The sequence below is a fragment of the Saccharopolyspora thermophila genome (assembly GCF_014646075.1).
Lineage (GTDB): Bacteria > Actinomycetota > Actinomycetes > Mycobacteriales > Pseudonocardiaceae > Saccharopolyspora > Saccharopolyspora thermophila.
Genome location: NZ_BMMT01000002.1, coordinates 125,205 through 149,210, shown reverse-complemented (window position 1 = coordinate 149,210; position 24,006 = coordinate 125,205). Strand labels below are relative to the sequence as shown.

Here is a 24,006-nt window from a genome sequence, read left to right as displayed (position 1 = left end):
AGTGTCCGCCCAGAAACCAGGGGGCAGTGATCGCGAGATGGGTGTGCGGGCGGACGACGCGGAACTCGGCTGCACCCGTGGGAGACATCCAGGTTCCGCCAAGCCTTCGACGAGGCGCCGGTCGAAGCCGACCTCGCCGCCCGCTGACCAGCACATCGACGGTCGTGAGCGCCGCCCGGTGCCACGCTCACGACCCGCTTACCGCCGAACGGAGCAATGACGACCGTGATGTACCCGATACTGCGAGTTACCGCGACCACGCATGGGCGCACCAGTCCACTTGGTACGGTCCCCTCTCGTCGATTCCATGATCCACGTTGGGGAGGCGTGGTTGCATGACGCCGACACGGCCGCGTCTCGGCGCGAATTTTCCGCGTACACAGAACGCACTGAGCCTGTCGGGCCAGCTCTTCGACGAGCCCGACCCGGTGCCAGAACCACACCAGCACCTGCTGGCAGCCGCGCACGCCCTGCACGCCGGACACGGCACAGTGCCTGACCTCGTGGCGGCATTTCGGGCCGCGACCCTGCTCGTCCCGGTCGTCGTCACCGAATCCGGGCTGTCGCTGATGCTTCCGCGTCGTTCCGACGAAGACCTGCACTGGCTGGTCGCGTTCAGCAGTGCGAGCACGCTCGCAGCCTTCTTCGCACCGTCCTCACCGACGCAGCCGGTGCGCTACGGCACCCCGACCGGTGAACAGCTACTCGACACCTACCTTCCGCAGTTGCCGCGTGGCACCGCAGTACTGCTGGACGCCGGGGCCGAGCACACGGTCGCCCTCCCTCCGGTGACCGGCATCGTCCCCGACCGCCTCGCCCTTGACCACGACCAGGACCAGTCATGACCAATGGATTCGGAGTAGACCTCTCCGCACTGCAATCACTGGAAGACAGCGTCCGCGCCGCCGTCAGCCAGCTTTCGGACATGAATCCGTGGGGATTCGAAGCGGCGGGCAAGCAGGGTGCCGGGCTCGCCACCGAATGCAGTGACGCGGCCAACGACTGCGGAGACCCGAACCTGGAGGCCGCACTCTGCGAGTTTGGCGGCCGCTGGGAGCTTGGTCTTCGCACCCTGGTGCAGGACGGACTGACCGCCGCCGACCTGATCGCGGAGGTCCGCGCCGAGTACCAGACCTTGGACGACAACACCGCGCTTGAGGTCCTGCGGATCGTCGGAGGACTGTGACGATGGTGTCCAACACCTCCTCCTTCCAGCAGGACCTCGCCGAACTCGGGGCCACCGCCGCCGAGTCGGCTCAGGACCTCGCCCACAGCGTAGGTATCGACATCGGGTACCGCAGCCCCATCCCCGGCGACCCCGCACGGCTCCACGAGCTGGCTGACCGCCTGCAGCAGTTGTCCACGACGCTGAACAGCGCCGGGGAGGCTTACAAACGGCTCGAGACCGGTGGCTGGACCGGACCCGCCGGAGACGCCTTCCGCGCCAACTACCTCGAAACAGCACCGTCGATGTGGCTGAAGGCCGCTGACGCGCTTGGTGACGGCGCCACCGCAGTGCGCACCTATGCTGACGAACTCGCCCGCCAGCAACAAGCGGCAAGCGCCGCCGCGCAGGCACTGCAGGACGCTCACGCTCGCACCGAGCAGGCACGCCAGCAGTACAACGCCAAGGTGGAGGCCAATGTCGATCCGGGGCCGTGGCAGGACCCGGGCGCGGCGGCCGCCGCCCAGGCAGAACGCGACATCGCGAAGGCGAAAGCCGCTGTCGCCAACGCCGCCAAACAGGCCGCCTACGCGGTGCGTGCCACAACCACCGGCGCCCCGGAGAAAGGTCTTCTGGACTACCTCGGCATCGCCGTCGATGCATTCCAGGCAACGACGGACACCGTCAGCGAGTTCCTCGGCGGGTTCGGCGCCGGAGCATGGGAGATGGGCAAGTCCATCCTGCTCACCCCAGGCGGGGAACTGGCCCTCGGGCTCTGGGACATGCTGCAGAACCCGGACAAGGCCCAGCAGGTTGCCGCATCGGTGCAGACGATGTGGACGCAATTCCAGGCGGACCCGCTGGGCACTGCCTACACCATGGGAAAGACCATGCTCGGCATCGAGCAACTCCGCGACAACCCCGCCCGCTGGGCCGGGGAAATGACACCCGGCGCGATCGCAGCGGCGGCCACCGCCGGCGCGGGCACCGCGGGCAAGCTCACCAGCGGCCTCGGCAAGGTCGCCAGAAAGCTCGATGACATCGGGCAGCGACCCGGCATTTTTGAGCATCACGGGCAACCGCCAGGGCCTGGCGCACCACCGCGCGATCACGGTGCGCACGCCCAACCACCCGCCCCACCGCAGGCACCGCCAGCACACCACCCCGCTCCTCCGGCTTCTGGATCACCGGTGCCGTTCGAACCGCGCCCCGACGGTGAATACGAAAAGCCCTTCGGCCCCCGGGGCTCCGACCCGGCACCCGAGCCCGACCCGGCTCCGGACCCCGGCCCCACAACGTCACGACGGGAGATGCCGGACTGGGATGACCACACGCCCGACAGCTGGATGGACGACGGCAGCGGCCACCACGCCCAGCCAGAGCTGGATCCCCCGCCGCAACACAGCGAACCAGCACCCGGCCCGGACCCGCAGCAGATCATGGCCAAGCAGGAACACGTCCAGCGGCTGGAGGCCGCGCTCAAAGACGTGGAGGACAGGCTCCGGTCCCCGGAAGGGTTGACGCCCAACGAAATCGCTTCGCTGCGGACCAATGCCGACCTCATCTCCCGCGAACTCGACCAGGCCCGGGCCGATCTCAAACGGCTGCTTGGAGGAAGGTGACCCATGACCAACGAGAACGTGGTGCGGCGAGACGTGCTGGCCTACGGGCCGGACGGCTCCGGCGCCAAGAAGATCCAGCTCACGCAGATCGAGTGGTATTTCTCCGGGAACGAGATCCACGCCTGGACCAGCGCGGAGGGCCCCTGCCCGCGCGTCGGCGGGGCCGGGCCCGACCTGTTCTGCGCGCTGCTGGGTGTCCGCCGCCAACTCGCCGAGGCCGACTGGCTGCTGCTGATCAAGGCGAGTCGCCGCGACGCCTGGTTCTCCACCAAGCAGTACCCCGCTCGACGCGCGGGGGTTCGGCTCTACCCGAACCTCGATGGCCCGCCCCTCGACGACCTCGTGGACGCGCTGGCTCCCGAAGAGGACGTGACCATGCTGGCGAGCTGGGAAGAGCAGATGTTGTGGCGCAAGCAGTGGAAGCACCCGGAAAGCCAGGCGTGGACCAGGGTCTACGGCAGCCCGCCCACGCACCGCGTCACCGGCCAGCCTTAGGTCGTCCTGAAGGACGCGTGAGACACGATGACAGCCATGAATCACGACGAGCTCGTACGCCGGTTCAGCGTGCCCTACGACTCTCGCTGACGCCTGAGCAGCGCGCATTGCGCGACTCGTCGGCCTCCACCTTGGTGCTGTTTCGAGGTAGCTGGTGCGGAAGCCACCTCCGGCAAGCCCGGTCCCCAGCGGGTTGCCGCATCGGTGCAGACGATGTGGACACAATTCCCGGCGGACCCGCTGGGCACTGCCTACACCATGGGAAAGACCATGCTCGGCCTGGCGGCGTAGCAGCCACGGCTGCATCGGGCTGATCAGCCCGGAAGGCTGGGGCGGAAAGACCCATGATCGGATGACGCGTGTTGGGCACCTTTGACCAAGCAACTGGGCGAAAGGTGCCCAACCTTGCCGAACAACTCGCTCAGGGGTCGAAGCGGTAGCCCATGCCCGCTGCCGTGATCAGGTGGCGGGGTGGCTGGGGTTGATCCAGCTTGCGGCGGAGTCGGGCCAGGACCTCCAGCATGCCCACTCCGCCGGTGTCAGGTGCACCTGCGCGCCGTCGCGCAGAACCTCCACCGACAGGTTCACCGTGATCGTCGCCGTTTCCACCACGGGCCCATGACGGGCCTCTGACGGGGCCCACACCGCTCGACGGGACTTGGCACCCGATCGGGCGAAGAGAAACGTCAGCTTTCGCACCGTTTTCACGACTCACACCTTTTGTGCGTGGGTGATTTCACTCCGTCATACGGTTTCATCAATGCAACCATCTAGTTAACATCGCTAATGAAGGGCGTGGGTGGCGCACGCCACCCCAGTCCGCGCAACCACGTCCACAACGGACCAGGAGCACCAATCCCGACGAACAGGAGAGCACCGGCATGTGCGGCATCTCCGGCTGGATCGACTTCCAGCGCGACCTGACCCGCGAACAGCAGGTGGTCGACGCGATGTGCGCGACCATGACCTGCCGCGGCCCGGACGCGGGCGGCACCTGGGTCGCCCGGCACGCCGCCCTCGGCCACCGGCGGCTGGCCATCATCGACCTGCCGGGCGGGGCCCAGCCGATGACCACGCCCGACGGCGAGGTCGCCATGGTCTACAGCGGCGAAACCTACAACTTCGCCGAACTGCGCGACGAACTCCGCCGCCGAGGCCACCGCTTCGACACCGACAGCGACACCGAGGTCGTGCTGCACGGCTACCTGGAGTGGGGCGCGCAGGTCGCCGAACACCTCAACGGCATGTTCGCCTTCGCCGTGTGGGACTCCCGCACCGAGCAGCTGCTGCTGGTCCGCGACCGGATGGGCATCAAGCCGCTGTACTACCACCCCACCGAGCACGGCGTGCTGTTCGGCTCCGAACCCAAGGCCGTGCTGGCCAACCCGCTGGCCGACAAGGTCGTCGACGCCGACGGACTGCGCGAGCTGTTCGCCATGGTGAAGACCCCGCGGCACGCGATCTGGGCCGGCATGCGCGAGGTGGAGCCCGGTACCGTGGTCACCGTCGACCGCGCGGGCCTGCGCGAGCACACCTACTGGACCCTGCGGGCCCTCCCGCACACCGACGACCAGCAGACCTCGGTGGCGCACGTCCGCGAACTGCTCGACGACATCGTCGCCCGGCAGCTGGTCTCCGACGTGCCCCGCTGCGTGCTGCTGTCCGGTGGCCTGGACTCCAGCGCCATCACCGCGCTCGCCGGGCAGCACCTCGGCCGCACCGGCGAGCAGGTCCGCAGCTTCGCCGTCGACTTCCTCGGCCAGACCGAGAACTTCGTGCCCGACCCCTTGCGCGCCACCCCCGACGGGCCGTACGTGCACGACGTCGCCGAGCACGTCGGCTCGCAGCACCAGGACATCGTGCTTGACCCGGACACCCTGGCCGACCCCGAGGTGCGGCGGGCCGCCGTGCAGGCCCGCGACCTGCCGATCGGCATGGGCGACCTGGACCAGTCGCTGTACCTGCTGTTCAAGGCGATCCGGCAGCACTCCACGGTCGCGTTGTCCGGCGAGTCCGCGGACGAGGTGTTCGGCGGCTACCAGTGGTTCCACGACCCGCGGGCCCGCGAGGCCGAGACGTTCCCGTGGCTGGCGGCCATGCGGACGCAGGCCGGTGGGCAGCTGAACCCGCTCAGCCCCGACGTGGCGGCGGCGCTGGACCTGCAGTCGTACGTGGCCGACGGCTACCGCGACGCGATTCGGTCGGTGCCGGTGCTGGAGGGCGAGAGCGGCGCCGAGCGGCGGATGCGGGAGATCTGCTACCTGCACCTGACCCGGTTCGTACGGATCCTGCTGGACCGCAAGGACCGGATGAGCATGGCGGTCGGCCTGGAGGTGCGGGTGCCGTTCTGCGACCACCGGCTGGTGGAGTACGTGTTCAACACCCCGTGGTCGCTGAAGACCTTCGACGGCCGGGAGAAGAGCCTGCTGCGGCACGCGACCGCCGACGTGCTGCCGAAGTCGGTGGTGGAGCGGGTGAAGAGCCCATATCCGTCCACACAGGACCCGAAGTACGCGGCGGTGCTGCAGCGGCAGGTCGCCGACCTGGTGGCCGCGGGCAACCCGGCACTGTCGCTGCTGAACGAGACATGGCTGCGGGAGGCGCTGGCGCAGGCCCCGGACCGCATCGACACGGCGGCGCGGTTCACCTTCGAACGAGCCCTGGACCTGGCGGCGTGGTTCGACCTGCACAACCCGACGATCAAGCTCTGATCACGTGTGGGGCACCTTCGACCACTCGGCGGGAGGTGCCCCACACCGCCGAGCAGATCAGGAGAGGGGAACGAGGAGGCGGAAGGTGCTGCCGCCCGCCGCGTTGCGGAGCAGTTCCACCCGGCCGTTGTGCGCCTCCGCCAGGGCCGCCGTGATCGCCAGGCCCAGGCCCGTGCCGCCCGCCGCCCGGTCCCGGCTGTCCGCCACCCGGTAGAACCGGTCGAACACCCGCTCCGCGTGGCCCGGCGGGATGCCCGGCCCGCTGTCGGCCACCTCCACCACGCCCATCGGGGTGCCCGGCGGCGGCTCGGCACCCGCCGCCGCCAGCACCGCCGCGGACATCACGCCGTGCCCGACGCGCAGGTGCACCGGCGTTCCCGGACTGGTGTGCACCAGGGCGTTGACGACCAGGTTGGCCACCACCTGCCGCAGCCGCGCGCTGTCGGCCAGTACCCGCACCGGGGAATCCGTCGCGGTGAACGTGATCTCGCGCTCCGGGTCGCGGGCCCGCGCGTCGTGTGCGGCGTCCTGCACCAGCGGCACCAGGTCGAGGTCGGTCAGCTCGATGGTGCGCTCCCGGTCCAGCCGGGCCAGCAGCAGCAGGTCCTCCACCAGCGACCCCATCCGCACCGACTCGCTCTCGATCCGCGACATCATCAACCGCACGTCCTCCTCGCGCGGCTGGTCGCTGCGCCGGTACAGCTCGGCGAACCCGCGGATCGACGTCAGCGGGGTCCGCAGCTCGTGCGAGGCGTCGGCGACGAACCGGCGCAGCCGCTGCTCGGAGTGCTCCCGCTGCTGCAACGCGTCCACCAGCCGCCCGAGCATGGTGTTCAGCGCGACGCCGAGCCGACCGGTCTCGGTGCGTGGATCGGGATCGGGCACGCGCCGCTGCAACTCCCCCGCCGCGATCGCGTCCGCCGTCTCCTCGATCCGCGTCAGCGGGCGCAGGCTTAACCGCACCACCGCGGTCGTCGCGGTCGCGATCACCGCCAGCACGACCACGCCCACCACCAGCTCGATCATGACGAGCTGGTGCACCGTGGCCGCCACGCTGTGCAGCGACACCGCCAGCGCGATGGTGTCCCCGTCCGGCAGCTGCACCGTGCGCACCCGCCACGCCGAACCACCCTCCCGGTCGGGCACCGTCCCGACCGCCGGGCCGTGCAGCGGGTTGCGCAGCAGCGGGCCGCTGGTGTCCCCTTCGGACTGGCCGAGCATGTCGACCTGGCGCCCCGCGGAGTCGAAGAACAGCACGCGGAAATCGGTGGGCACGTCGTCGCGCCGACCGTCATCCGGCGGCATCGGCGGCGGCCGACGGCCCTCCGCCCACGGCCGCGACATCTCGGCCAGCCGCTCGTCGACCCGGGCCAGCAACGACCGGTCCAGCAGCGCCACGCTGGTGAACCCCATCAGCAGCAGCCCCACCGCGGTGGCCCCCACCAGCACGAGCACCAGCCGCCCCCGCAGCGTGCGGAACAGCCTCATCACGCCTCCGGCGGCAGCCGCAGCACGTACCCAACGCCGCGGATGGTGTGGATCAGCGGTGGGAACGTGGAGTCGATCTTGCGACGCAGGTAGCTGATGTAGGACTCGACGATCCGGCTGTCACCGGCGAACTCGTAGTTCCACACCCGGTCCAGGATCTGCACCTTGCTGACCACCCGCTCGGCGTTGATCAGCAGGTACCGCAGCAGCTTGAACTCCGTCGGCGACAGGTTCACCAGCCGCCCGGCGCGGCGCACCTCGTAGGTGTCCTCGTCCAGCTCCAGGTCGTGGTAGCGCAGCTTCGCGTCGCTGCTCTGCTCCGGCCGCACCCGGCGCAGGATGGCGCGCAGCCGCAGCACCACCTCGTCGAGGCTGAACGGCTTGGTGACGTAGTCGTCGCCGCCCGCGGTCAGGCCGCAGATGCGGTCCTCCACGGCGTCCCGCGCGGTCAGGAACAGCACCGGCACGTTGTTCCCGCCTCCCCGCAGCCGCTTGGCCACCGCGAACCCGTCGAGGTCCGGCAGCATCACGTCCAGCACCACGATGTCCGGCCGCAACTCCTCGGCCGCGCGCAACGCGTCCGACCCGGTGCCGACACCGCGCACCTGGAAACCGCTGAGCCGCAGGGCCGCGGTGAGCAGTTCCAGGATGTTCGGCTCGTCGTCGACGACGAGGACCCGCGCGTTGTTGCCGTCTGCCACGTGCCCAGGGTCCCGCACCTTGCTGGGAAAACGCTGAACGGCAGCTGGGAACCAGCCGGGTGCTCACGTGCAGGCGTAGAGCCGCAGGGAGCTGTCCGCGGAACCGCCCCACACCGCGGGGTCAACCTCGGTGCAGTTGCGCTCCACCCACTCCTGTCGCGGCGAGTTGCCCCGCATGCGCATCGCGTCGGCCGGGCGCTGCGGCCCGTCGCCGCCGGGCCCGACACCACCGCCGAGGAGGACGAACCCGAGCTGCCCGGAGTTCTTCCACCCGGTCAGCTGCGCCACCGACGGGGCGTCGTCGCCGCCGGTGAAGCCGCCCATGCCGACCACCGTGACGTCGGAGTTGAGGATGAGCGACGACGCGCTCATCGCACCGCCCTCCACGGCCAGCGGGACCTGCAGGTCACCGGCCTGCTGCTGGACGTAGCCGAGCATCCTGCGCTGCTCGTCGGTCAGCGACGCACCGCCAGGACCGCCGGGCATCCGCGCGCCGTGCCGGTCCTGGCCCGCTGCGTCCCCGCGGTCCGGGCCCGGCGGCAACCCGTTTTGTCCCCCGCCACCGGGGCCACCCATGCCGGTGGCCGGACCGGCCATCGGGTTGGTCCCGTTCATGCCGGTCTGGCCGCTGGTGGCGGCGATCGCCGACCACGTCGTCGGCACCATCAGCACCGCCGCCAGGGCGAGCGCCGGCCCGGACTTCGCCGCGCCGCGCCTGCCGACCAGCAGCACAATTAGCGCGAGCAGCCCCAGCGCCACGGCCGCGTACCCGGCCCAGGCGTGCCAGCTCAGGTCGCGGGCCACGACCGCCATCGCCCACGCCACCGTGATCGCGACGCCCACCGGCAGCAGCAGCCACGCCCTGCCCCGCGGCTCGCGGTACCAGCGCCAGAACCGGACGAGCCCGGCACCGACGACCGCGCCGACCGCGGGCGCGAGCATGGTCGTGTAGTACGGGTGCATCGTGCCCTGGGCGAAGCTGAACACCAGGCCGATCACCACGAGCCAGCCACCCCACAGCACCCAGCCCGCGGCCCGCTCGCGGTCGAGCGGCAACCCGCCGCGCCAGCGCCGGACACCGACGGCGACCATCGCGACCAGCACCAGTGCGCACAGCGGCAGCAGCCAGCTGATCTGCCCGGCGAGCTGCTCGTTGAACATCCGCAGGACGCCCGGCGTGCCGGAGAAACCACCGCCGCCCCCCGGACCGCCGGGGAGCTCCGCAGGTCCGCCGGCGGCGTCACCGCCGGGCGCGCCGGGGCCACCGCCGCCCATGTTGCCCGCGCCGCCGAAGATCCGGCCGAACCCGTTGTAACCGATGATCAGGTTCCACGCGGAACCGTCCTCGCTGCCGCCGATGTAGGGCTTCGGAGCCGGCCACAGCGCCGTGGCCACGACCCACCAGAAGGAACTGACGAGCAGCACCCCGGCCGCGACCGCCAGGTCGACGACCCGGCGGCCCCACCCGGCCCGGCTGCCGACCAGGTACGCCGCGACGAACGCGGGCAGCACCATCCATGCCTGCAACATCTTGGTGAGGAACCCGCACCCCACCAGGAAGGCGGCCAGCGCGAGCCACCCGGTGGGCCGCCGGGCCCCGACGGCCCGCGTCATCGCGTAGGCCGCCGCGACGAGAAGCAGAACCAGCAGCGTGTCCGGGTTGTTGTCCCGGTTGATCACCACGGTGATCGGGGTGACCGCCAGCACCAGCGCGGCCAGCAGCGCCGCGTGCTCCCCGGCCCACCGGCGAACGGTACAGTGCAGCAGGAACACGGCCGCGACACCGGCGAGGACCTGCGGGAACAGCACGGCGAACCGGGTGAACCCGAACACCCACACCGACAGCACCTGCACCCACAGGGCCATCGGCGGCTTGTCCACTGTGATCACACCGGCCGCGTCGAAGGACCCGAAGAAGAAGTTCTCGAAGCTCTGCGACATCGACTTCACGGCGGCCGAGTAGTACGCGTTGCCCCACGAACCACCGATCCCCCACAGGTACAGGCCCCCGGCCAGCGCGCAGATCGCGGCCAGCGCCAGCCGCTGCCACCGGGTGCTCCGATGGCGCGGCACCTCGTCCGCGACGGGCCTGAGCACCGTCGTCGTCTCCACCGACGTCATCACGATTCCCCTTCCGCAGCGGTGGCCGCCGGGCGGAACACCCACGACCGCAGCAGCACGAAGCGCAGCGCGGTGCCGACCACCGACGACACCACGAGCACCAGGACTTCCAGCCACCGCGAGGCATCCGGCTGCCAGGCGTGCAGGCCCAGCAGCGCGCCGGAGGTGACCACGTAGTAGAGGGCGAAGACGATGAGGCCCTGCAGGTGCACCCGGCCGGACGAGCCCGGCTGGGACAGGAACGTGAACCGCCGGTTGGCCTCGGTGTTCCACAGCGTCGTCGCGGTCAGCGCCACCAGGTTCGCCAGCAGCGGCGGCCACCACGTGCGCAACAGCGCGTACAGCGCCGAGGTGAGCACTGTGGACACCAGCCCGATCAGGCCGAACGAGACCAGCTGCCACAGCAGTCCGTTCTCCCGCTTCGCCAGTACCGCCTGCGGATGCACCGCGCGGGGCTCCGGACGCCGCGGCAGACCCGGCACCCGGGCGGCGCCCGTGACCTTCGCACGCGCCACCCGGATTAGGCCCGCGATGTCCTCCGCCGCGGTCCTGACCACGTTCACCCGGGTGTCCACATCCTCCACCCAGTCCACCGGGACCTCGTGCACCCGCAAACCGTTGTGCTCGGCGAGCAGCAGCAGTTCGGTGTCGAAGAACCAGGAGTCGTCCCTGACGTGCGTGAGCAGCGGCCTGATGACATCGGTGCGCGCGGCTTTGAACCCGCACTGCGCGTCGGTGAACCGGGCACCGTGCGTCCAGCGGATCATCTTGTTGTAGCAGCGGGAGATCAACTCCCGCTTGCCGCCGCGGACGGTGCGCGCGCCCGGGGCCAGCCGCGACCCGATGGCCAGGTCCGAGTGCCCGTTGACCAGCGGCGCCACCAGCGGCAGCAGGGCTTCCAGACCGGTGGACAGGTCGACGTCCATGTACACCACGACATCGGCGTCGCTGTAGCCCCACGCGGTGCGCAGCGCGAGACCCCGGCCCTTGCGGTCCAGGTGCAGCACCCGCACGTTGTCCAGCGCACCGGCCCACTCGTGCGCGACGCGCAGCGTGTCGTCGGTGCTGGCGTTGTCGACCACCGTGATGGTCCAGGAGAACGGGAAGTCCTCGGCCAGGTGCCGACTCAGCACCTCCAGGCATCCCGGCAGGGACCGCTCCTCGTTGTACACCGGGATGACCACGTCGACCGTCGCGGTCCGGGGCGCCGCGCGACGCGCGGGATGCTCGCCGAGCTGCGACACGACACTCATTGCCCACCACCAACCTTTCCGGCTCCGCCGTTTCGGCCTCCATCAAGCCGGACCGACGTGCGAAAGCCGTGGGTCAGAGCTGGGAAAACCCCGAGAGCGCCGGGGACGCCGCGCATGAGGCGCGGGTCAGAGGTGCGCGTTGCGGGGTTTGGGTTGGCAGACCGGGCAGGTGTAGGCGGACCGGTTCATGAACGCGTCCCGCCGCACCGACGCGCCGCACCGCGGGCACGGCCGCCCCGCCTGGCCGTACACCGCCAGGGACCGGTCGAAGTAGCCGGACTCGCCGTTGACGTTGACGTACAGCGCGTCGAACGAGGTGCCGCCCGCGCGCAACGCCTCCTGCATGACGTCGGTGACCGCCGCGAACAGCTCGCGGATCTTGGGCCGGGTCAGCGTCGCGGTCGGCCGGGCCCAGTGCAGCCGGGCCCGCCACAGCGCCTCGTCCGCGTAGATGTTGCCCACCCCCGACACGAGGCTCTGGTCCAGCAGGGCGCGCTTGATGCCGGTGCGCCGCGACCGCAACCGCGTCGCCACCGCCTCGACGTCGAACACCCGCTCCAGCGGGTCGGGGGCGATGTGCGCGACCGGCTTCGGCAGCGCGATGCCGGCCACCTCGACCAGCTCGGCCAGGTGCAGGCCGCCGAAGGTGCGCTGGTCGACGAACCGCAGTTCCGGACCGCCGTCGGCGAAGGTCATCCGCACCCGCAGGTGCTTCTCGTCCGGGGTGCCGACGGGCTGCACCAGCAGCTGGCCGCTCATGCCCAGGTGCACCACCAGCGCCTCGCCACCGGACGCCGGGTCCCGCGCCTCGTCGCCGAGCTCCAGCCACAGGTACTTGCCGCGCCGCCGCGCGGCGGTCAGCCACCGCCCGGCGAGGCGAGCGGCGAGGTCCTCGGCCCCGGGCACGTGCCGACGCACCGCACGCGGGTGCAGGACCTCGACGCTGGACAGCTTCCGGCCGACCGCGTGTTCGGCGACACCGCGGCGCACGACCTCGACCTCGGGCAACTCGGGCACGCGACCATCTTCGACCACGCGGTGCGTGGCCTTGCCCGCAGGGTCAGGCGGAGGAGGTCCCGGCCTCGCCGGCGGTCTGCTCCGACAACTGCCGCCAGGCCGCCTCGGCGGCCTTCTGCTCGGCTTCCTTCTTGGTGCGGCCGTCGCCGCGGCCGTAGGTCTGGCCGCCGACCGACACGAAGGCGCTGAACTCCTTGCGGTGATCGGGCCCCTGCTCCTCGACCCGGTACTCCGGCACCCCGAGCCCGGTGGAGGCGGTCAGCTCCTGCAGGCTCGTCTTCCAGTCCAAGCCGGCACCCCGCTGCGGCGCCTCGGCCAGCAGCGGCTCGAACAGCCGGTGGATCACGTCGCGGGCGACGTCGATGCCCTTCTCCAGGTACACCGCACCGAGCACGGCTTCCAGGCCGTCCGCGAGGATGCTCGCCTTGTCGCGGCCCCCCGTCAGCTCCTCACCGCGCCCCAGCAGCAGGTAGTGGCCCAGGCCGCCCTCACCGAGCCCGCGCGCGACCCCGGCCAGCGCATGCATGTTGACCACGCTGGCGCGCAGCTTCGCGAGCTGCCCCTCGGGCAGTTCCGGGTGCTCGTTGTAGAGGCGATCGGTGATCACCAGCCCGAGCACCGCGTCACCGAGGAACTCCAACCGCTCGTTCGGTGGCAGACCGCCGTTCTCGTACGCGTACGAGCGGTGGGTGAGAGCAAGGGTCAGCAGCTCGGCGTCCAACTCGACGCCGAGCGCTGCCAACAGCGGAGCCCGGTCGACCTTCCGGGCCCGCGACTGCTTTCCCCCCACTACGCGACCGCCGCTCAGGCGGGCTGGACGACCTGGCGGCCGTCGTACTGACCGCAGGCCGGGCAGACCACGTGCGGCAGCTTCGGCTCGCGGCACGCACGGTTGGAGCACTGCGCCAGCGTCGGCGCCGAGGTCTTCCACTGCGACCGGCGGTGACGGGTGTTGGCCCGGGACATCTTGCGCTTCGGGACGGCCACGACTACTTCTCCTCCTCGGTCCCGCCGAACCGCTCCTGCAGCGCGGCCCAGCGAGGATCAATGGTCTCATGCGTGTGGTCGGGGGCGAGCTCGGCCCACTTCACGCCGCACCCGGAGCACAGCCCCTGGCAGTCCGGCGAGCACAGCGGCGCTGAGGGCAGCGACAGCAGCATCGCGTCCCGCACCACTGGTTCGAGGTCGATGAGGTCGTCCACGACCCGCTCCACCTCGTCGTCATCGGTGCTGGCGTCCGTGGCGCTGTCCGGATAGGCGTACAGTTCGCGCACCTCGACCTTGGTCTGCTCGGAGATCGGGTCCAGGCAGCGGACGCACTCGCCGACCAGGGTTGCGGCGGCGGTCCCCGACACCAGCACGCCCTCCACCACCGACTCGGCCAGCAGGTCGAGCTCGACCGGCTCGCCCTCCGGAACCCTGATCATGTCCAACCCGAACCCGGCCGGTGCTGGAGCACGGCGCGTGTAGGCGCGGCTACTGCCCGCTCGGTGGCCGATCTCCCGGGTGTCGATCACCCAGGGCCCGGCATGCGCGGTGCGCGCTTCGTGGTTCTGAGACATCACAGGTTTCGGTCGGTTGAACAGGGCGTTCGCCGGCATCGGCGGGCAAGGCACTCGCCCGTAGCCAGCTCTCCCAGGGTACGCGACACCACGCCGGCCACGACACCAGGCCCTCGCCGCACCCGCGGTGCCGCGCCAGCCCGAACGGCGCGCCCCCTGGGCAGAACCCACGCACGCAAGGAGGTACGCCGCTTCCCCGGTGAGCAACGCCGGGCGGATGGTCATCGGTCGCCCAGCGGCCGCTAGTGGCCTCCGTCGCCGCCGTTGGCGGAAGAACCGGATCGGGCGGGGTTCCACTCCTCGTAGTCGAACGGCGCCCCGACCGGGGTGCGCAGCTGCTGCCGCCCCTTGCCGACGGTGCGCAGCGTGCGGCTGAGCAGGTCCTCGAAGTCGGCGAGGCGGGAGTCCACGTAGGCGTCGCACTCGCTGCGCAGCCGCTCGGCGTCCTCGTTGGCCTCGTCCACGATGCGCTTGGCCTCGGCCTTCGCCGCCTGCACCACCTCGGTGTCGGCCACCAGCCGAGCCTGCTCGGCCTTGCCCTCGTGCACCGACTGCTCGTAGGCCGCGCGCCCGGCCTGCACCATGCGGTCGGCCTCGGACTGGGCGCGGCTGACGAGCTCCTCGTACTCGCGGCGCCCCGCCGTCACGGTTTGCTCGGCCTGCGCCCGCGCCTCCGCCAGCAGCTCGTCGGCCCGCTCGCGGGCCTCGGCGAGCATCTGCTCGGCCTCGGCGCGGGCGGCCGCCAGCGTGCGCTCGGCCTCGTTGCGGGCGTCGGTGACGGACCTGTCGGCCTGCGACTCGGCGGTCGAGATCACCTCGTCGCGGTGGTCGAGGACGTCCTGGGCGTCGTCGAGCTCCTGCGGGAGCGCGTCCCGCACGTCGTCGAGCAGCTCCAGCACGTCGCCGCGGGGCACCACGCACCCCGACGTCATGGGCACACCACGCGCTTCCTCGACGATCGTGACCAGCTCGTCGAGCGCCTCGAACACCCGGTACACCTTGATCTCCCTGCCGTCGTAGCCGCCGCAGCGGCAAGCATGTCAGAACGCCCGAGATCACCGATCCCGGACCGCTCCGACTTCCAGTCTGCCCGCGCCGGGAGGCGGGGCGGGGGAAATCCGGTGCCCGCGTGTCAGCCCGCGGGCGGGCACCGCGGTCGGCGCCCACCCACGAGCGGAGGGTCACGCGTTGATGTCGGTCAGGCGGAAGGTCTCGTAGTGGTCCTCGGTGTAGAAGTACTCGCCGCCCTCGCCGACGACGAAGCGGCGGGCGCCCCGGTCGTCGCTGCCCGGCGTCTCCACCGTGTACTCGCGGTAGTAGCCCTCGGCGCAGTCCGGCAGGATGCCCTCGCGGTTCTGGAACACCTGGCCGTCCTGCGGGTACGGGAACGGACCGCCCTGCTTGATCAGGTTCACCGTCTCGGTCGCCTCTGGCGGCAGGTCCGACAGGTTCACCTTCTCGAATCCGGAGGTGTCCCCGCACGGCTCCTGCGCGACGGCCGCCACCGGCTGGGCGGACAGGGCGCTCTCCTGGAAGCCGACCAGCCCCGCCACGGCGAGCAGGGCGGCCAGCGCCAGCTGGACTGTCTTGGTCATGATCCGGCTCATGCCCGGCACGCTAGGAGCCGGATGCGAACAACCGCTGGCCCTGTCGTGAACCCGAAGCAAAGCGGGCACCATCGTGCGAAGCCCGCTGATCCGGACGGATCAGCCGTCGGCGTTCTGCTGGGCGAGGCGTTGGCGGAGGCGCTGCTCGATCTCGGGGGGCAGCAGGTTGGAGACGTCACCGCCGTAGGTGGCGACCTCCTTGACCAGGGAGCTGGCCAGGAAGCTGTACAGCGGGTTGGTGGACATGAACATCGTCTCCACCCCGGACAGCTGCTGGTTCATCTGCGCCATCTGTAGCTCGTAGTCGAAGTCGCTGACCGCGCGCAGGCCCTTGACGATCGCGTCGATCTCGTGCGCGCGGCAGTAGTCCACCAGCAGGCCGTGCCAGGAGTCGATGCGCACGTTCGGCCACTGGTGGGTGACCTCGCGCAGCATCTCCAGCCGCTCCTCGACGGTGAACAGGCTCTTCTTGTTCTTGTTGATGAGCACCGCGACGACGACCTCGTCGAACAGCTTCGACGCTCGCTCGATGATGTCCAGATGACCGTTGGTCACGGGATCGTAAGAGCCTGGACACACGGCACGCCTCATGTGCCGGGACGGTAGCAGCAGCACGCCGCCGCCCCCACGACGACGTGGCACGGGTCACCAGGCGGAGTGGTCGGGCTCTGCGTGCACGGCCCAGTGAACCGCGGTGTCGCCGTAGCGTCTGCTGCGCAGCGCGTGCAGCGGCGGCGGCCAGTCCGGCTCGCCGCTGCGGACGGCGCGCTCCAGCACCACCACGCTGCCCGGGGCCGTCCAGCCGTTGGCGGCCAGACCGGCCAGCACGCGGTCCAGCTGGGCGGGGGCGATGTCGTAGGGCGGGTCGGCCAGCACCACGTCGAACGGTTCCTCGGCCGGGGCGCCGAGCAGCGTCTCGGCCTTGGCCTGTGCCACCCGCACCTCGCGGAAGCCGAGCGCGGCGGCGTTGCGGCGCAGCAGCTGGGCGGCGCGGCGGTCGGACTCGACGAACGTGGCGTGCGCGGCTCCCCGGGACAGCGCCTCCAGACCGAGCGCGCCGGACCCGCCGTAGAGGTCGAGCACCCGCGCCCCGGGCAGTTCGACGGCTGATTCCAGCGCGCTGAACAGGGCTTCCCGCACCCGCTCGGAGGTGGGTCTGGTACCTCGCGGCGGCACCTCGATGCGGCGCCCGCCCGCGCTTCCGGCCACGATCCGCGTCACCCGTCCATCGTCGCGCACGCCCTGCGGGCCGGCGTTCGGCGGGTCGCTGGTTTCCGCGCAGTTTACGCCTGGGTACGCAGCTTCTTGGCTCCTGGGAGCCGGTACGGCGGGCCGACGGCGGGCCGTACGCTGACTGGTCTGCCCACCGCGCCAGACGGGGAGAACGAACTCAGGTGTCCGAAGCGTCCATCAAGCAGGCCGAGATCGCGGTCGAGCAACAGCACGTCGACCGCGTCTACGCACGGCTCGACGAGTTGCGCGCCGAAGCCAGAGCGATGCGCGACAGGAGCTACGAGTACGGCCGGGAGGCGACGCCCGAGGCACTCAACGAGCGGGACGTGATGCTGCACCACGCCAACCGCACGTTGCAGGCGCTGGACGCCGAGTCCGAGGGCCTGGTGTTCGGCCGCCTGGACTTCGCCGACGGCGAGACGGTGCACATCGGCCGCCTGGGCATCCGCGACCCGCAGTTCAACAACCTGCTGGTGGACTGGCGCGCGCCGCTGGCCGCCGCGTTCTACCAGGCCACCCCGGAGCAGCCGCGGAACGTGGTGCGGCGCCGGGTGATCCGGTCCTCCCGGGAGCGGGTGGTGGACCTCTCCGACGACCTGCTGGACCCCGACCGCGCGCCCGCGGACATGCGGGTGGTCGGCGAGGGGGCGCTGATGGCGGCGTTGACCCGCTCGCGCGGCGACGCGATGCGCAACATCATCGCGACCATCCAGAAGGAGCAGGACGAGGCGATCCGGGCGCCGGAGGGCGGGGTCACCGAGATCACCGGCGGTCCGGGCACCGGGAAGACCGCGGTGGCGCTGCACCGCGCGGCCTACCTGCTGTACCGGGAGCAGCGGCGGCTGGGCGGCCCGGGTGTGCTCGTGGTGGGGCCGTCGCCGGTGTTCATGTCCTACATCTCGCGGGTGCTGCCGTCGATGGGCGAGCACAACGTGGAGCTGCGGGCGCTGGGCGAGGTGCTGGACGGCATCAGCACCGACAAGGTCGACGATCCACGCACCGCGGAGATCAAGGGGTCGTCGCGGATGGTGAAGGTGCTTCGGCGAGCGCTGCGGCTGCCGCCGCCGGACGCCCCGGACCAGCTGCAGATGTTCTACCGCGGTGTGGTGCTCAGGCTGGAGGCCGACGAGCTGAAGCGGATCCGCCGGTCGCTGCACGCCAAGGGCGGGCAGCCGAACCGGTGCCGGATGCGGGCGGCCGACGCACTGCTGGAGGCCCTGTGGCAGCAGGCCCGGCAGGCCGCGGGGCCGGACTTCCAGCCGGACCGGGACCAGCTGATCAGCGAGATCGGCGAGCGCATCGAGTTCCACCGGTTCCTGGTGCGCTGGTGGCCGCCGCTGTACCCGATGCAGGTGCTGCGGTGGTTGTCGGACCCGGCGCGGCTGTCGCAGGCCGCGCGGCGGTTGCTGTCGGCCGAGGAGGTCGACCTGTTGGCCAAGTCGTGGACCGAGGTGACTGAGTGGACGGTGGCCGACATCGCGCTGATCGACGAGCTGCGGGTACTGGCCGGGCCGCCGCCCAGGCGGCGCCGCGACGAACCGCACGCGGCCGCCGAGTCGCCGCAGCGCCCGGCCAACTACGACGAGTACGCGCACGTTGTCATCGACGAGGCACAGGACCTGTCACCGATGCAGTGGCGCATGGTGGGCCGCCGCGGGCGGCACGCGAGCTGGACGATCGTGGGCGACCCGGTGCAGTCCTCGTGGCCCGACCCGGCGGAGGCGGCCGAGGCGCGGCGGGAGGCGTTGAGCGGGCAGCGCACGCACCGCCGCTTCACGCTGCGCACGAACTACCGCAACTCGGCGGAGATCTTTGACCTGGCTGCGGACGCCGTGCGCGACCTGGTGCCTGCCGACGACCTTCCGGTGGCGGTGCGCAGCACCGGCGTGCAGCCGGTGGTGCGGGAGGCGGCGGCCGAGGTGCTGCCGCGGGAGGCGCGGTCGGCGGCCGAGGAGCTGGTGGCCGCCGCCGAGGGCACGGTCGGCGTGATCACCACGATGGCGCGCCGCGACGAGGTGCGGGAGTGGATGTCCGGGGCGAAATCCGACCGCCTGCGGGTGGTCGGCAGCCTGGAGGCCAAGGGCATGGAGTACGACGCGGTGCTGGTGGTGGACCCGGACGGGCTGGCGGCGGAGTCCTCGACCGGCCGCCGGGCGCTCTACGTGGCCCTCAGCCGCGCGACCCAGCTCCTCACCGTCCTCAAGCCGGTCTGATCGCGCGACGAACCTCAGTGTCGCCGGCCTGCCCGCCCGACCGATGCTCAAGGGGCGCTGGAAGGGCACCACGCTGGGCAGCGGCTCGGACACCTGGGCACAGAAGCGCGCCGGGGTCATCGGCGACCGGGAGTGGGACGAGATCGAGGACGGCATCGCCCGCTCCCCCGGCCACTGCATGACGATGGGCACCGCCTCCACCATGACCGCCGCGGCCGAGGCGCTGGGCCTGACGCTGCCCGGCGCGTCGTCGATCCCGGCCGCGTTCTCCCACCACCCGCAGCTGGCGGTGGCCACCGGGCGGCTGGCCGTCGAGCTCGCCTGGCAGGACATCCGCCGCCGTGACGACCCGCTGTCCGAGAGGGCGGGCTCGCGGTGCTGCGCGGCAGCCTCGCCCCGGACGGTTGCGTGATCAAGACGACCGCGGCGAGCCGAACCTGTTGCGGCACACCGGTCCCGCGCTGGTCTTCGACGGCTACGAGCACCTGGAGTCGCGCATCGACGTGCGAGGACCTCGACGTGGACGAGAACACCGTGCTGGTGCTGCGCGGCGCGAGACCGCTGGGCGGCCGGGCATGCCGGAGTGGGGCATGCTGCCGATCCCCCGGCGCCTGCTGCAGCAGGGCGTCACCGACATGGTGCGAATCTCCGACGCCCGGATGAGCGGCACCAGCTATGGCACCTGCGTGCTGCACGTCGCGCCCGAGTCGTTCGCGGGCGGCCCGCTGGCGCTGGTGCGCGACGGTGACCTGATCGAGCTGGACGTGCCGAACCGCCGCCTGGACCTGCACGTCCCGCCGAAGGAACTGGAACGCAGGCGCGCGGAGTGGCAGCAGCCGGAGCCGGTGTTCACCCGCGGCTACGGAAAGCTCTTCGGCAGGCACATCACGCAGGCCGACAAGGGCTGCGACTTCGACTTCCTGGCCGGTTCGGGTGGCGCGCCCGAGCCCGCCATCCACTGACGTTCGCCGAACACGGGGCTGCCCAACGGAAATTCCGGTTCTCTCCGCATGTGCGCCAACCGGGCGACTTGCTGGAAAAACCGCGGAACGCCGGAGTAGCGTTGCGCGCGGACGCGGGGCGAATCGCGCTGGGGGCAGAGAATTCGGCGGTTGCGCCCGGGAAAACGGTGCCGCGCCGGTACGAACCCGAATTCGGTCATCTCCACCCGCGCGTCAGCACGCCACCGGTTCGGCCCAATGCACCACTCGCGTACGAAAAACCGAGGGGAGGTCCGCCATGTCCTACATCCACTGAGAACACCCGGGGAACTGATCCGGCGGTCGGTGCCTGCCAGCCCCGATGCGGGCAGGTGCTGATCACCCAGTCGTGCCGAGGAGCGCAGATGACCGCGTCCGCCACCGGGGAGATCTTCCGCCCGCTGTCCCCCGAGATGCTCGCCGACCCGTACCGGGTCTACGCGCAGCTGCGGGCCACCGACCCGGTGCGCTGGCACGAGCAGCTGCGCTCCTGGGTGCTGACCAGGCACGACGACTGCGTGCGGGTGCTGCGCGATCCGGCCTGCTTCGGCTCCGATCCGCGCGCCCTCGGGCTGCCGATCCCGGATTCGGTGATCAGCCTGCAGACCATGGACCCGCCCGAACATCCCGCCGTGCGGCACTACTTCGTGCGCGCGTTGCGCGGTCGGGACCTGGACCGCTGGGCCGTCGAGGTGCGCCGGATCGCCGACGAACTGCTGCGCCGCGCAAGCACTTTCGACTTCGTCGACGACGTGGCCGAACCGCTTGCGCTGCAGGCGATGTGCCTGCTGTGCGAGGTGCCGTACCCGGACGACGACCGACCGCTGCGCGAGGCGTCGCGGACCATGGTGCTCGGCATGGACTCGGGCCTCGACCCGCGGCGCCGGGAACCCGCGCTCGCCGCCCGGGAGGTCCTCAACGACATCGTGGCGCGGTGGGTTTCCACCGCGCGGAGCGGGATGTTCGCCGGACTGGCCGACATCACCTCGATCGACCACCGGTACCTGGTGAACTCGGCGAAGGCCGTGTTCGACGCGGGCTACTCCTCGACCAGCAACATGCTGGGCAACGTGATGCACCAGCTGGTGCGGCGAGGCCCGCTGAAGACCTCACAGGTGCGCGGGATCGACGCGGACGGCGTCGCCGAACTCGGGCGGCTCGACCCCGTGGTGCAGGCGGTGAGCCGGTTCTGCCTGGCGGACGTGGAACTGCGCGGTCGCCGGTTGCGGCGCGGTGACGTCGTGATCGCCATGCTCGGGGCCGCCAACCACGATCCGGCGGTCTTCCCGGACCCGGCCGAACCGGACCTCACCCGGGCCGCGGGACCGAGCCTGCTGTACGGGCGCGGCGCCCACTCGTGCCTGGGCGGGCACCTGGCCAACCGGATCGGCGTGGTGCTGCTGCACGCCATGGCCGACGCCTTCGACCGCGTCGAACTCGCCGGACCGGTGCGGCAGCGCCCCACCGCCACGCAGCGCGGACTGGACGAACTGCCGCTGCGGGCCGGCTGATCAACGCCGGACGTCGTCGGCGTAGACCGCGAACCGGCCCACCGCCCACGCCACCGCGCGGGCGCTCTGCCGCATCGCGTCCCGGTTGAGGTGGGCTAGGTCGTCGCAGGGCTGGTGGTAGCACGGATCGTAGAACTGGCCCGCCGTGCCGCCGAAGAGCGCCGCCTCCTGTGGTGTCTTGATGCCGCGGATGCCGCCGTGCGCACCGCCCGAGGGCACACCGGCCGCGATGAACGCCTCGCTGTCGGAGGGCATCGTGGTGAAGTCGGCGCTGAGCACCGGCACGCCCTGGACGCGGTACCCCTGCGTCAGCACCGCCTCCACCGCACCGGACCCGGGCGGTGCGCCGGGACCGCCGGTGTCCGGGTGGTCGCTGTCGTCGCCGTCCATCACGAAGTGCGCGTAGTTGCCGGACGCCAGCATCTCGAAGTTCAGGTACAGCGCGATGGATTGGATCTGGGCGGGCGTCAGCGAGTCGACGTAGTGCCGGGAGCCGACGTTGATCAGCTCCTCCGCGCCCCAGAACGCGAACCGCACCTTGTTCGGCACCCCATGCTGGTGGGGCGCCAGCCGCAGCGCGGCCTCCAGCACGGCCGCCGCGCTGGAGCCGTTGTCGTTGATCCCCGGGCCATCGTAGGCGCTGTCCAGGTGGGCACCGGCCATCACCACCCGGCGCGGGTCCCCACCGGCGGTTTCGGCGAAGACGTTGACCATCGTGCCGTCCTCGTCGTGCCCGCACAGTTCCAGCGCGACCGGCCGCCCCGCCTGCGCGGCGAGGTCCTCGGCCGCGAGCTGGGTGATGTGCCCGACCGGGATGGCGGAATCCGGCGCGCGTAACCGCAGGACCGCCCACGGAGCGGGCGAGACGTCATGCAGCAGCAGCGCGGCCGCACCTGCTTCGCCTGCGGCGCGGGCCTTGTCCGGGGTGGTGCAGCCACCGGTACGCACCAGCGCGACCGCGCCGCGTACCGTGGTCGGGAAGTCGGTGGCCTCGCAGCCGGGCGTGGCGTCGCCCTCGGCGGGCAGCGCGACAAGCGGTGCGGTCAGGCCGCCTTCCGGGGTGGAGGGCGCGTACTGGGACATCAGGACGCGCACGGCCGACCCGTCGGGCGTGGTCAGCCGCTCCACGTCAGGCCGGAACCCGTGGTAGGGCACGTCCTGGTAGGTGACCCGGTATCCGGCGGCGGTGAGCCGGTCGGTGACGTAGCGCACCGAGGCGTCGTAACCCGGGGTGCCCACCGCGCGGGTGCCGCCGTGGGCGGCGGCGATCGCGTCCAGCGCGACCAGGTGCGCCACGACGTCGCCACCGGTGGTCATCCGGTGGGCCAGCCAGTCCCGATCCGCCGCTCCCGCTTCCGGGACGCTCGCCGCGATCAGCAGCGCAGCCAGCGCGACACCCAGCCGTCCCATGCCGAACCTCCCGGGTCAGTACCCGGATCGTGGCACGGTGGTGATCTCGCCGACAGCGACAAACGGACCAACCGCATCACAAAGACCTCTCGGGGTGACGGGTGGGACGCTCGCCCGGCGACCGACCACCAGGTTTGCCGAACCTTGGGACAGGAAGTCCGAAGTCTGCCGGAAGTTGGGGAGTGCGGCGGCGTCCGTGCGGCGAATCGCGAAGCATGCCGAAAAAGCATGCCGAGGAGGGTCATCCGCGGGTGCGCGACCTCGGCCGCGCACCCGCGCCCGGGGCTGGTCGCGCGCCGAGCGGGATCACTGCCCGTCGACGCGCACGAACGCCCGGGCGGACTGCGCCCACCGGTAGTGCTCGGTCCAGGTCGCGCCGGTGTCGAAGTCCTCGATCCGCACCGCGATGTCGCCGTCATGCACGGTCACCTGGTTGGGCACCTGGGTCCACACCGGCGGGCTCACCACGGTGCCCAGCGGCTGGATCCGGGCGTCCGAACCGGTCGTCACGCCGACCAGCGCCCGCGAGTACTCCGAGTTGCGCGGCCCGCACTCGACGAACAGCAGCGCGTCCTCCACGCCCTCCCCGGTGACGTCGGCGTACCCGACCGGCAGGTCAGGCGCGAGCCGGTACACCCAGTTGCCGACCTCGGCGGCGCCGTCGGTGAACGGCACGAACTGCTCCGGGCACGGTCCGACCGGCGGCACGGTGTACTGCGCGTTCCGCCAGTCCACGTCCCGAACCCCCGAACCGCCCTGCGCCGAGGCAACACCCCCACCGACGACCAACCCGAAGGCGAACAGCACACCCAGCGAACCACGAACCCAACGCCGCATCACAACCCCCACACCCTTCGATGGCGGACCATCCGCCGACACCTCGTGGACGCCGTTCCCCCTCAGCCGGTTGCCAAAAC

Annotated in this window: 23 protein-coding genes and 1 pseudogene; 9 read left to right on the top strand and 15 right to left on the bottom strand. The window is 71.3% G+C overall.

Features of this window, described 5'->3' with window-relative positions; all coding sequences use genetic code 11:
• The first annotated feature begins 335 nt into the window (after positions 1–335).
• From IEY17_RS04080 to IEY17_RS04065, 4 genes are read left to right on the top strand one after another with little or no spacing between them, the layout of a single operon-like run.
• Entirely contained in the window at positions 336–845 is a 510-nt protein-coding gene (locus tag IEY17_RS04080; RefSeq protein WP_188985610.1) for an SseB family protein, read from the top strand.
• Positions 842–1,186: a hypothetical protein gene (locus tag IEY17_RS04075; protein WP_188985608.1), complete on the top strand. Its 345-nt coding sequence runs from the start codon at positions 842–844 to the stop codon at positions 1,184–1,186. The genes IEY17_RS04080 and IEY17_RS04075 overlap by 4 nt, the downstream gene beginning before the upstream one ends.
• Positions 1,187–1,188: 2 nt before the next feature.
• A complete protein-coding gene (locus tag IEY17_RS04070; RefSeq protein WP_188985606.1) occupies positions 1,189–2,787 on the top strand; it encodes a putative T7SS-secreted protein in 1,599 nt (532 codons plus the stop codon).
• 3 nt (positions 2,788–2,790) lie between these two features.
• Positions 2,791–3,282, top strand: coding sequence for a hypothetical protein (locus tag IEY17_RS04065; protein ID WP_188985604.1), 492 nt, complete (start codon positions 2,791–2,793; stop codon positions 3,280–3,282).
• A 421-nt stretch (positions 3,283–3,703) separates the two neighbouring features.
• Here IEY17_RS04065 and IEY17_RS25925 read toward each other — a convergent pair whose 3' ends face one another.
• Entirely contained in the window at positions 3,704–3,805 is a 102-nt protein-coding gene (locus tag IEY17_RS25925) for a helix-turn-helix domain-containing protein (protein WP_308423943.1), read from the bottom strand.
• 358 nt (positions 3,806–4,163) lie between these two features.
• Between IEY17_RS25925 and asnB the strand changes: the two genes are divergently transcribed.
• The gene (asnB, locus tag IEY17_RS04055) at positions 4,164–5,993 is read left to right on the top strand and encodes an asparagine synthase (glutamine-hydrolyzing) (RefSeq protein WP_188985602.1); all 1,830 of its coding nucleotides are present in this window, start codon (positions 4,164–4,166) and stop codon (positions 5,991–5,993) included.
• Positions 5,994–6,050: 57 nt separating this feature from the next.
• Here the strand turns inward: asnB and IEY17_RS04050 are convergent, their stop codons facing one another.
• The 12 genes from IEY17_RS04050 to rsmD form a co-directional block, all read right to left on the bottom strand.
• Positions 6,051–7,481 (bottom strand): sensor histidine kinase, encoded by a 1,431-nt coding sequence (locus IEY17_RS04050; protein WP_188985600.1) that lies wholly within the window; start codon positions 7,479–7,481, stop codon positions 6,051–6,053.
• Positions 7,481–8,182, bottom strand: coding sequence for a response regulator transcription factor (locus tag IEY17_RS04045; RefSeq protein ID WP_188985598.1), 702 nt, complete (start codon positions 8,180–8,182; stop codon positions 7,481–7,483). Before IEY17_RS04045 ends, IEY17_RS04050 begins: the two co-directional genes overlap by 1 nt.
• 63 nt (positions 8,183–8,245) lie before the next feature.
• On the bottom strand, positions 8,246–10,303 hold the full coding sequence (locus tag IEY17_RS04040) for an ArnT family glycosyltransferase (RefSeq protein ID WP_188985596.1): 2,058 nt from the start codon (positions 10,301–10,303) through the stop codon (positions 8,246–8,248).
• The gene (locus IEY17_RS04035) at positions 10,303–11,556 is read right to left on the bottom strand and encodes a bifunctional glycosyltransferase family 2/GtrA family protein (protein WP_188985594.1); all 1,254 of its coding nucleotides are present in this window, start codon (positions 11,554–11,556) and stop codon (positions 10,303–10,305) included. The genes IEY17_RS04040 and IEY17_RS04035 overlap by 1 nt, the downstream gene beginning before the upstream one ends.
• A gap of 126 nt (positions 11,557–11,682) precedes the next feature.
• Positions 11,683–12,573, bottom strand: a complete 891-nt coding sequence (gene mutM / locus IEY17_RS04030) for a bifunctional DNA-formamidopyrimidine glycosylase/DNA-(apurinic or apyrimidinic site) lyase (RefSeq protein ID WP_188985592.1) — start codon at positions 12,571–12,573, stop codon at positions 11,683–11,685.
• A gap of 43 nt (positions 12,574–12,616) precedes the next feature.
• On the bottom strand, positions 12,617–13,363 hold the full coding sequence (rnc, locus tag IEY17_RS04025; protein WP_188985590.1) for a ribonuclease III: 747 nt from the start codon (positions 13,361–13,363) through the stop codon (positions 12,617–12,619).
• A gap of 14 nt (positions 13,364–13,377) precedes the next feature.
• A complete protein-coding gene (gene rpmF / locus IEY17_RS04020) occupies positions 13,378–13,560 on the bottom strand; it encodes a 50S ribosomal protein L32 (protein WP_188985588.1) in 183 nt (60 codons plus the stop codon).
• Positions 13,561–13,562: 2 nt separating this feature from the next.
• Entirely contained in the window at positions 13,563–14,135 is a 573-nt protein-coding gene (locus IEY17_RS04015; protein WP_188985586.1) for a YceD family protein, read from the bottom strand.
• Between the two features lie 242 nt (positions 14,136–14,377).
• Positions 14,378–15,133 carry a F0F1 ATP synthase subunit B family protein gene (locus IEY17_RS04010; RefSeq protein WP_188985584.1) on the bottom strand — a complete coding sequence of 252 codons (756 nt, stop codon included), beginning with the start codon at positions 15,131–15,133 and terminating at the stop codon, positions 14,378–14,380.
• Positions 15,134–15,316: 183 nt separating this feature from the next.
• Positions 15,317–15,730 (bottom strand): guanyl-specific ribonuclease, encoded by a 414-nt coding sequence (locus tag IEY17_RS04005; protein ID WP_229679829.1) that lies wholly within the window; start codon positions 15,728–15,730, stop codon positions 15,317–15,319.
• Between the two features lie 111 nt (positions 15,731–15,841).
• Positions 15,842–16,333, bottom strand: coding sequence for a pantetheine-phosphate adenylyltransferase (gene coaD, locus IEY17_RS04000; protein ID WP_188985580.1), 492 nt, complete (start codon positions 16,331–16,333; stop codon positions 15,842–15,844).
• Between the two features lie 54 nt (positions 16,334–16,387).
• Positions 16,388–16,963 (bottom strand): 16S rRNA (guanine(966)-N(2))-methyltransferase RsmD, encoded by a 576-nt coding sequence (rsmD, locus tag IEY17_RS03995; protein WP_188985578.1) that lies wholly within the window; start codon positions 16,961–16,963, stop codon positions 16,388–16,390.
• Between the two features lie 173 nt (positions 16,964–17,136).
• Here rsmD and IEY17_RS03990 point away from each other — a divergent pair, with 173 nt between their 5' ends.
• The 4 genes and pseudogenes from IEY17_RS03990 (at position 17,137) to IEY17_RS03980 (ending at position 21,679) form a co-directional block, all read left to right on the top strand.
• Positions 17,137–19,188, top strand: coding sequence for a HelD family protein (locus IEY17_RS03990; protein WP_188985576.1), 2,052 nt, complete (start codon positions 17,137–17,139; stop codon positions 19,186–19,188).
• Between the two features lie 43 nt (positions 19,189–19,231).
• Positions 19,232–19,600 (top strand): dihydroxy-acid dehydratase domain-containing protein, encoded by a 369-nt coding sequence (locus IEY17_RS25195; protein WP_229679828.1) that lies wholly within the window; start codon positions 19,232–19,234, stop codon positions 19,598–19,600.
• Positions 19,564–20,150: pseudogene (locus tag IEY17_RS25190) on the top strand (hypothetical protein). The gene IEY17_RS25195 and the pseudogene IEY17_RS25190 overlap by 37 nt, the downstream one beginning before the upstream one ends.
• Before the next feature lie 383 nt (positions 20,151–20,533).
• The gene (locus tag IEY17_RS03980) at positions 20,534–21,679 is read left to right on the top strand and encodes a cytochrome P450 (RefSeq protein WP_188985575.1); all 1,146 of its coding nucleotides are present in this window, start codon (positions 20,534–20,536) and stop codon (positions 21,677–21,679) included.
• Here the strand turns inward: IEY17_RS03980 and IEY17_RS03975 are convergent, their stop codons facing one another.
• Both IEY17_RS03975 and IEY17_RS03970 read right to left on the bottom strand, forming a co-directional pair.
• On the bottom strand, positions 21,680–23,089 hold the full coding sequence (locus IEY17_RS03975) for a M20/M25/M40 family metallo-hydrolase (protein ID WP_188985573.1): 1,410 nt from the start codon (positions 23,087–23,089) through the stop codon (positions 21,680–21,682).
• 306 nt (positions 23,090–23,395) lie between these two features.
• Positions 23,396–23,926 carry a hypothetical protein gene (locus IEY17_RS03970; RefSeq protein ID WP_188985571.1) on the bottom strand — a complete coding sequence of 177 codons (531 nt, stop codon included), beginning with the start codon at positions 23,924–23,926 and terminating at the stop codon, positions 23,396–23,398.
• Positions 23,927–24,006 lie beyond the last annotated feature (80 nt).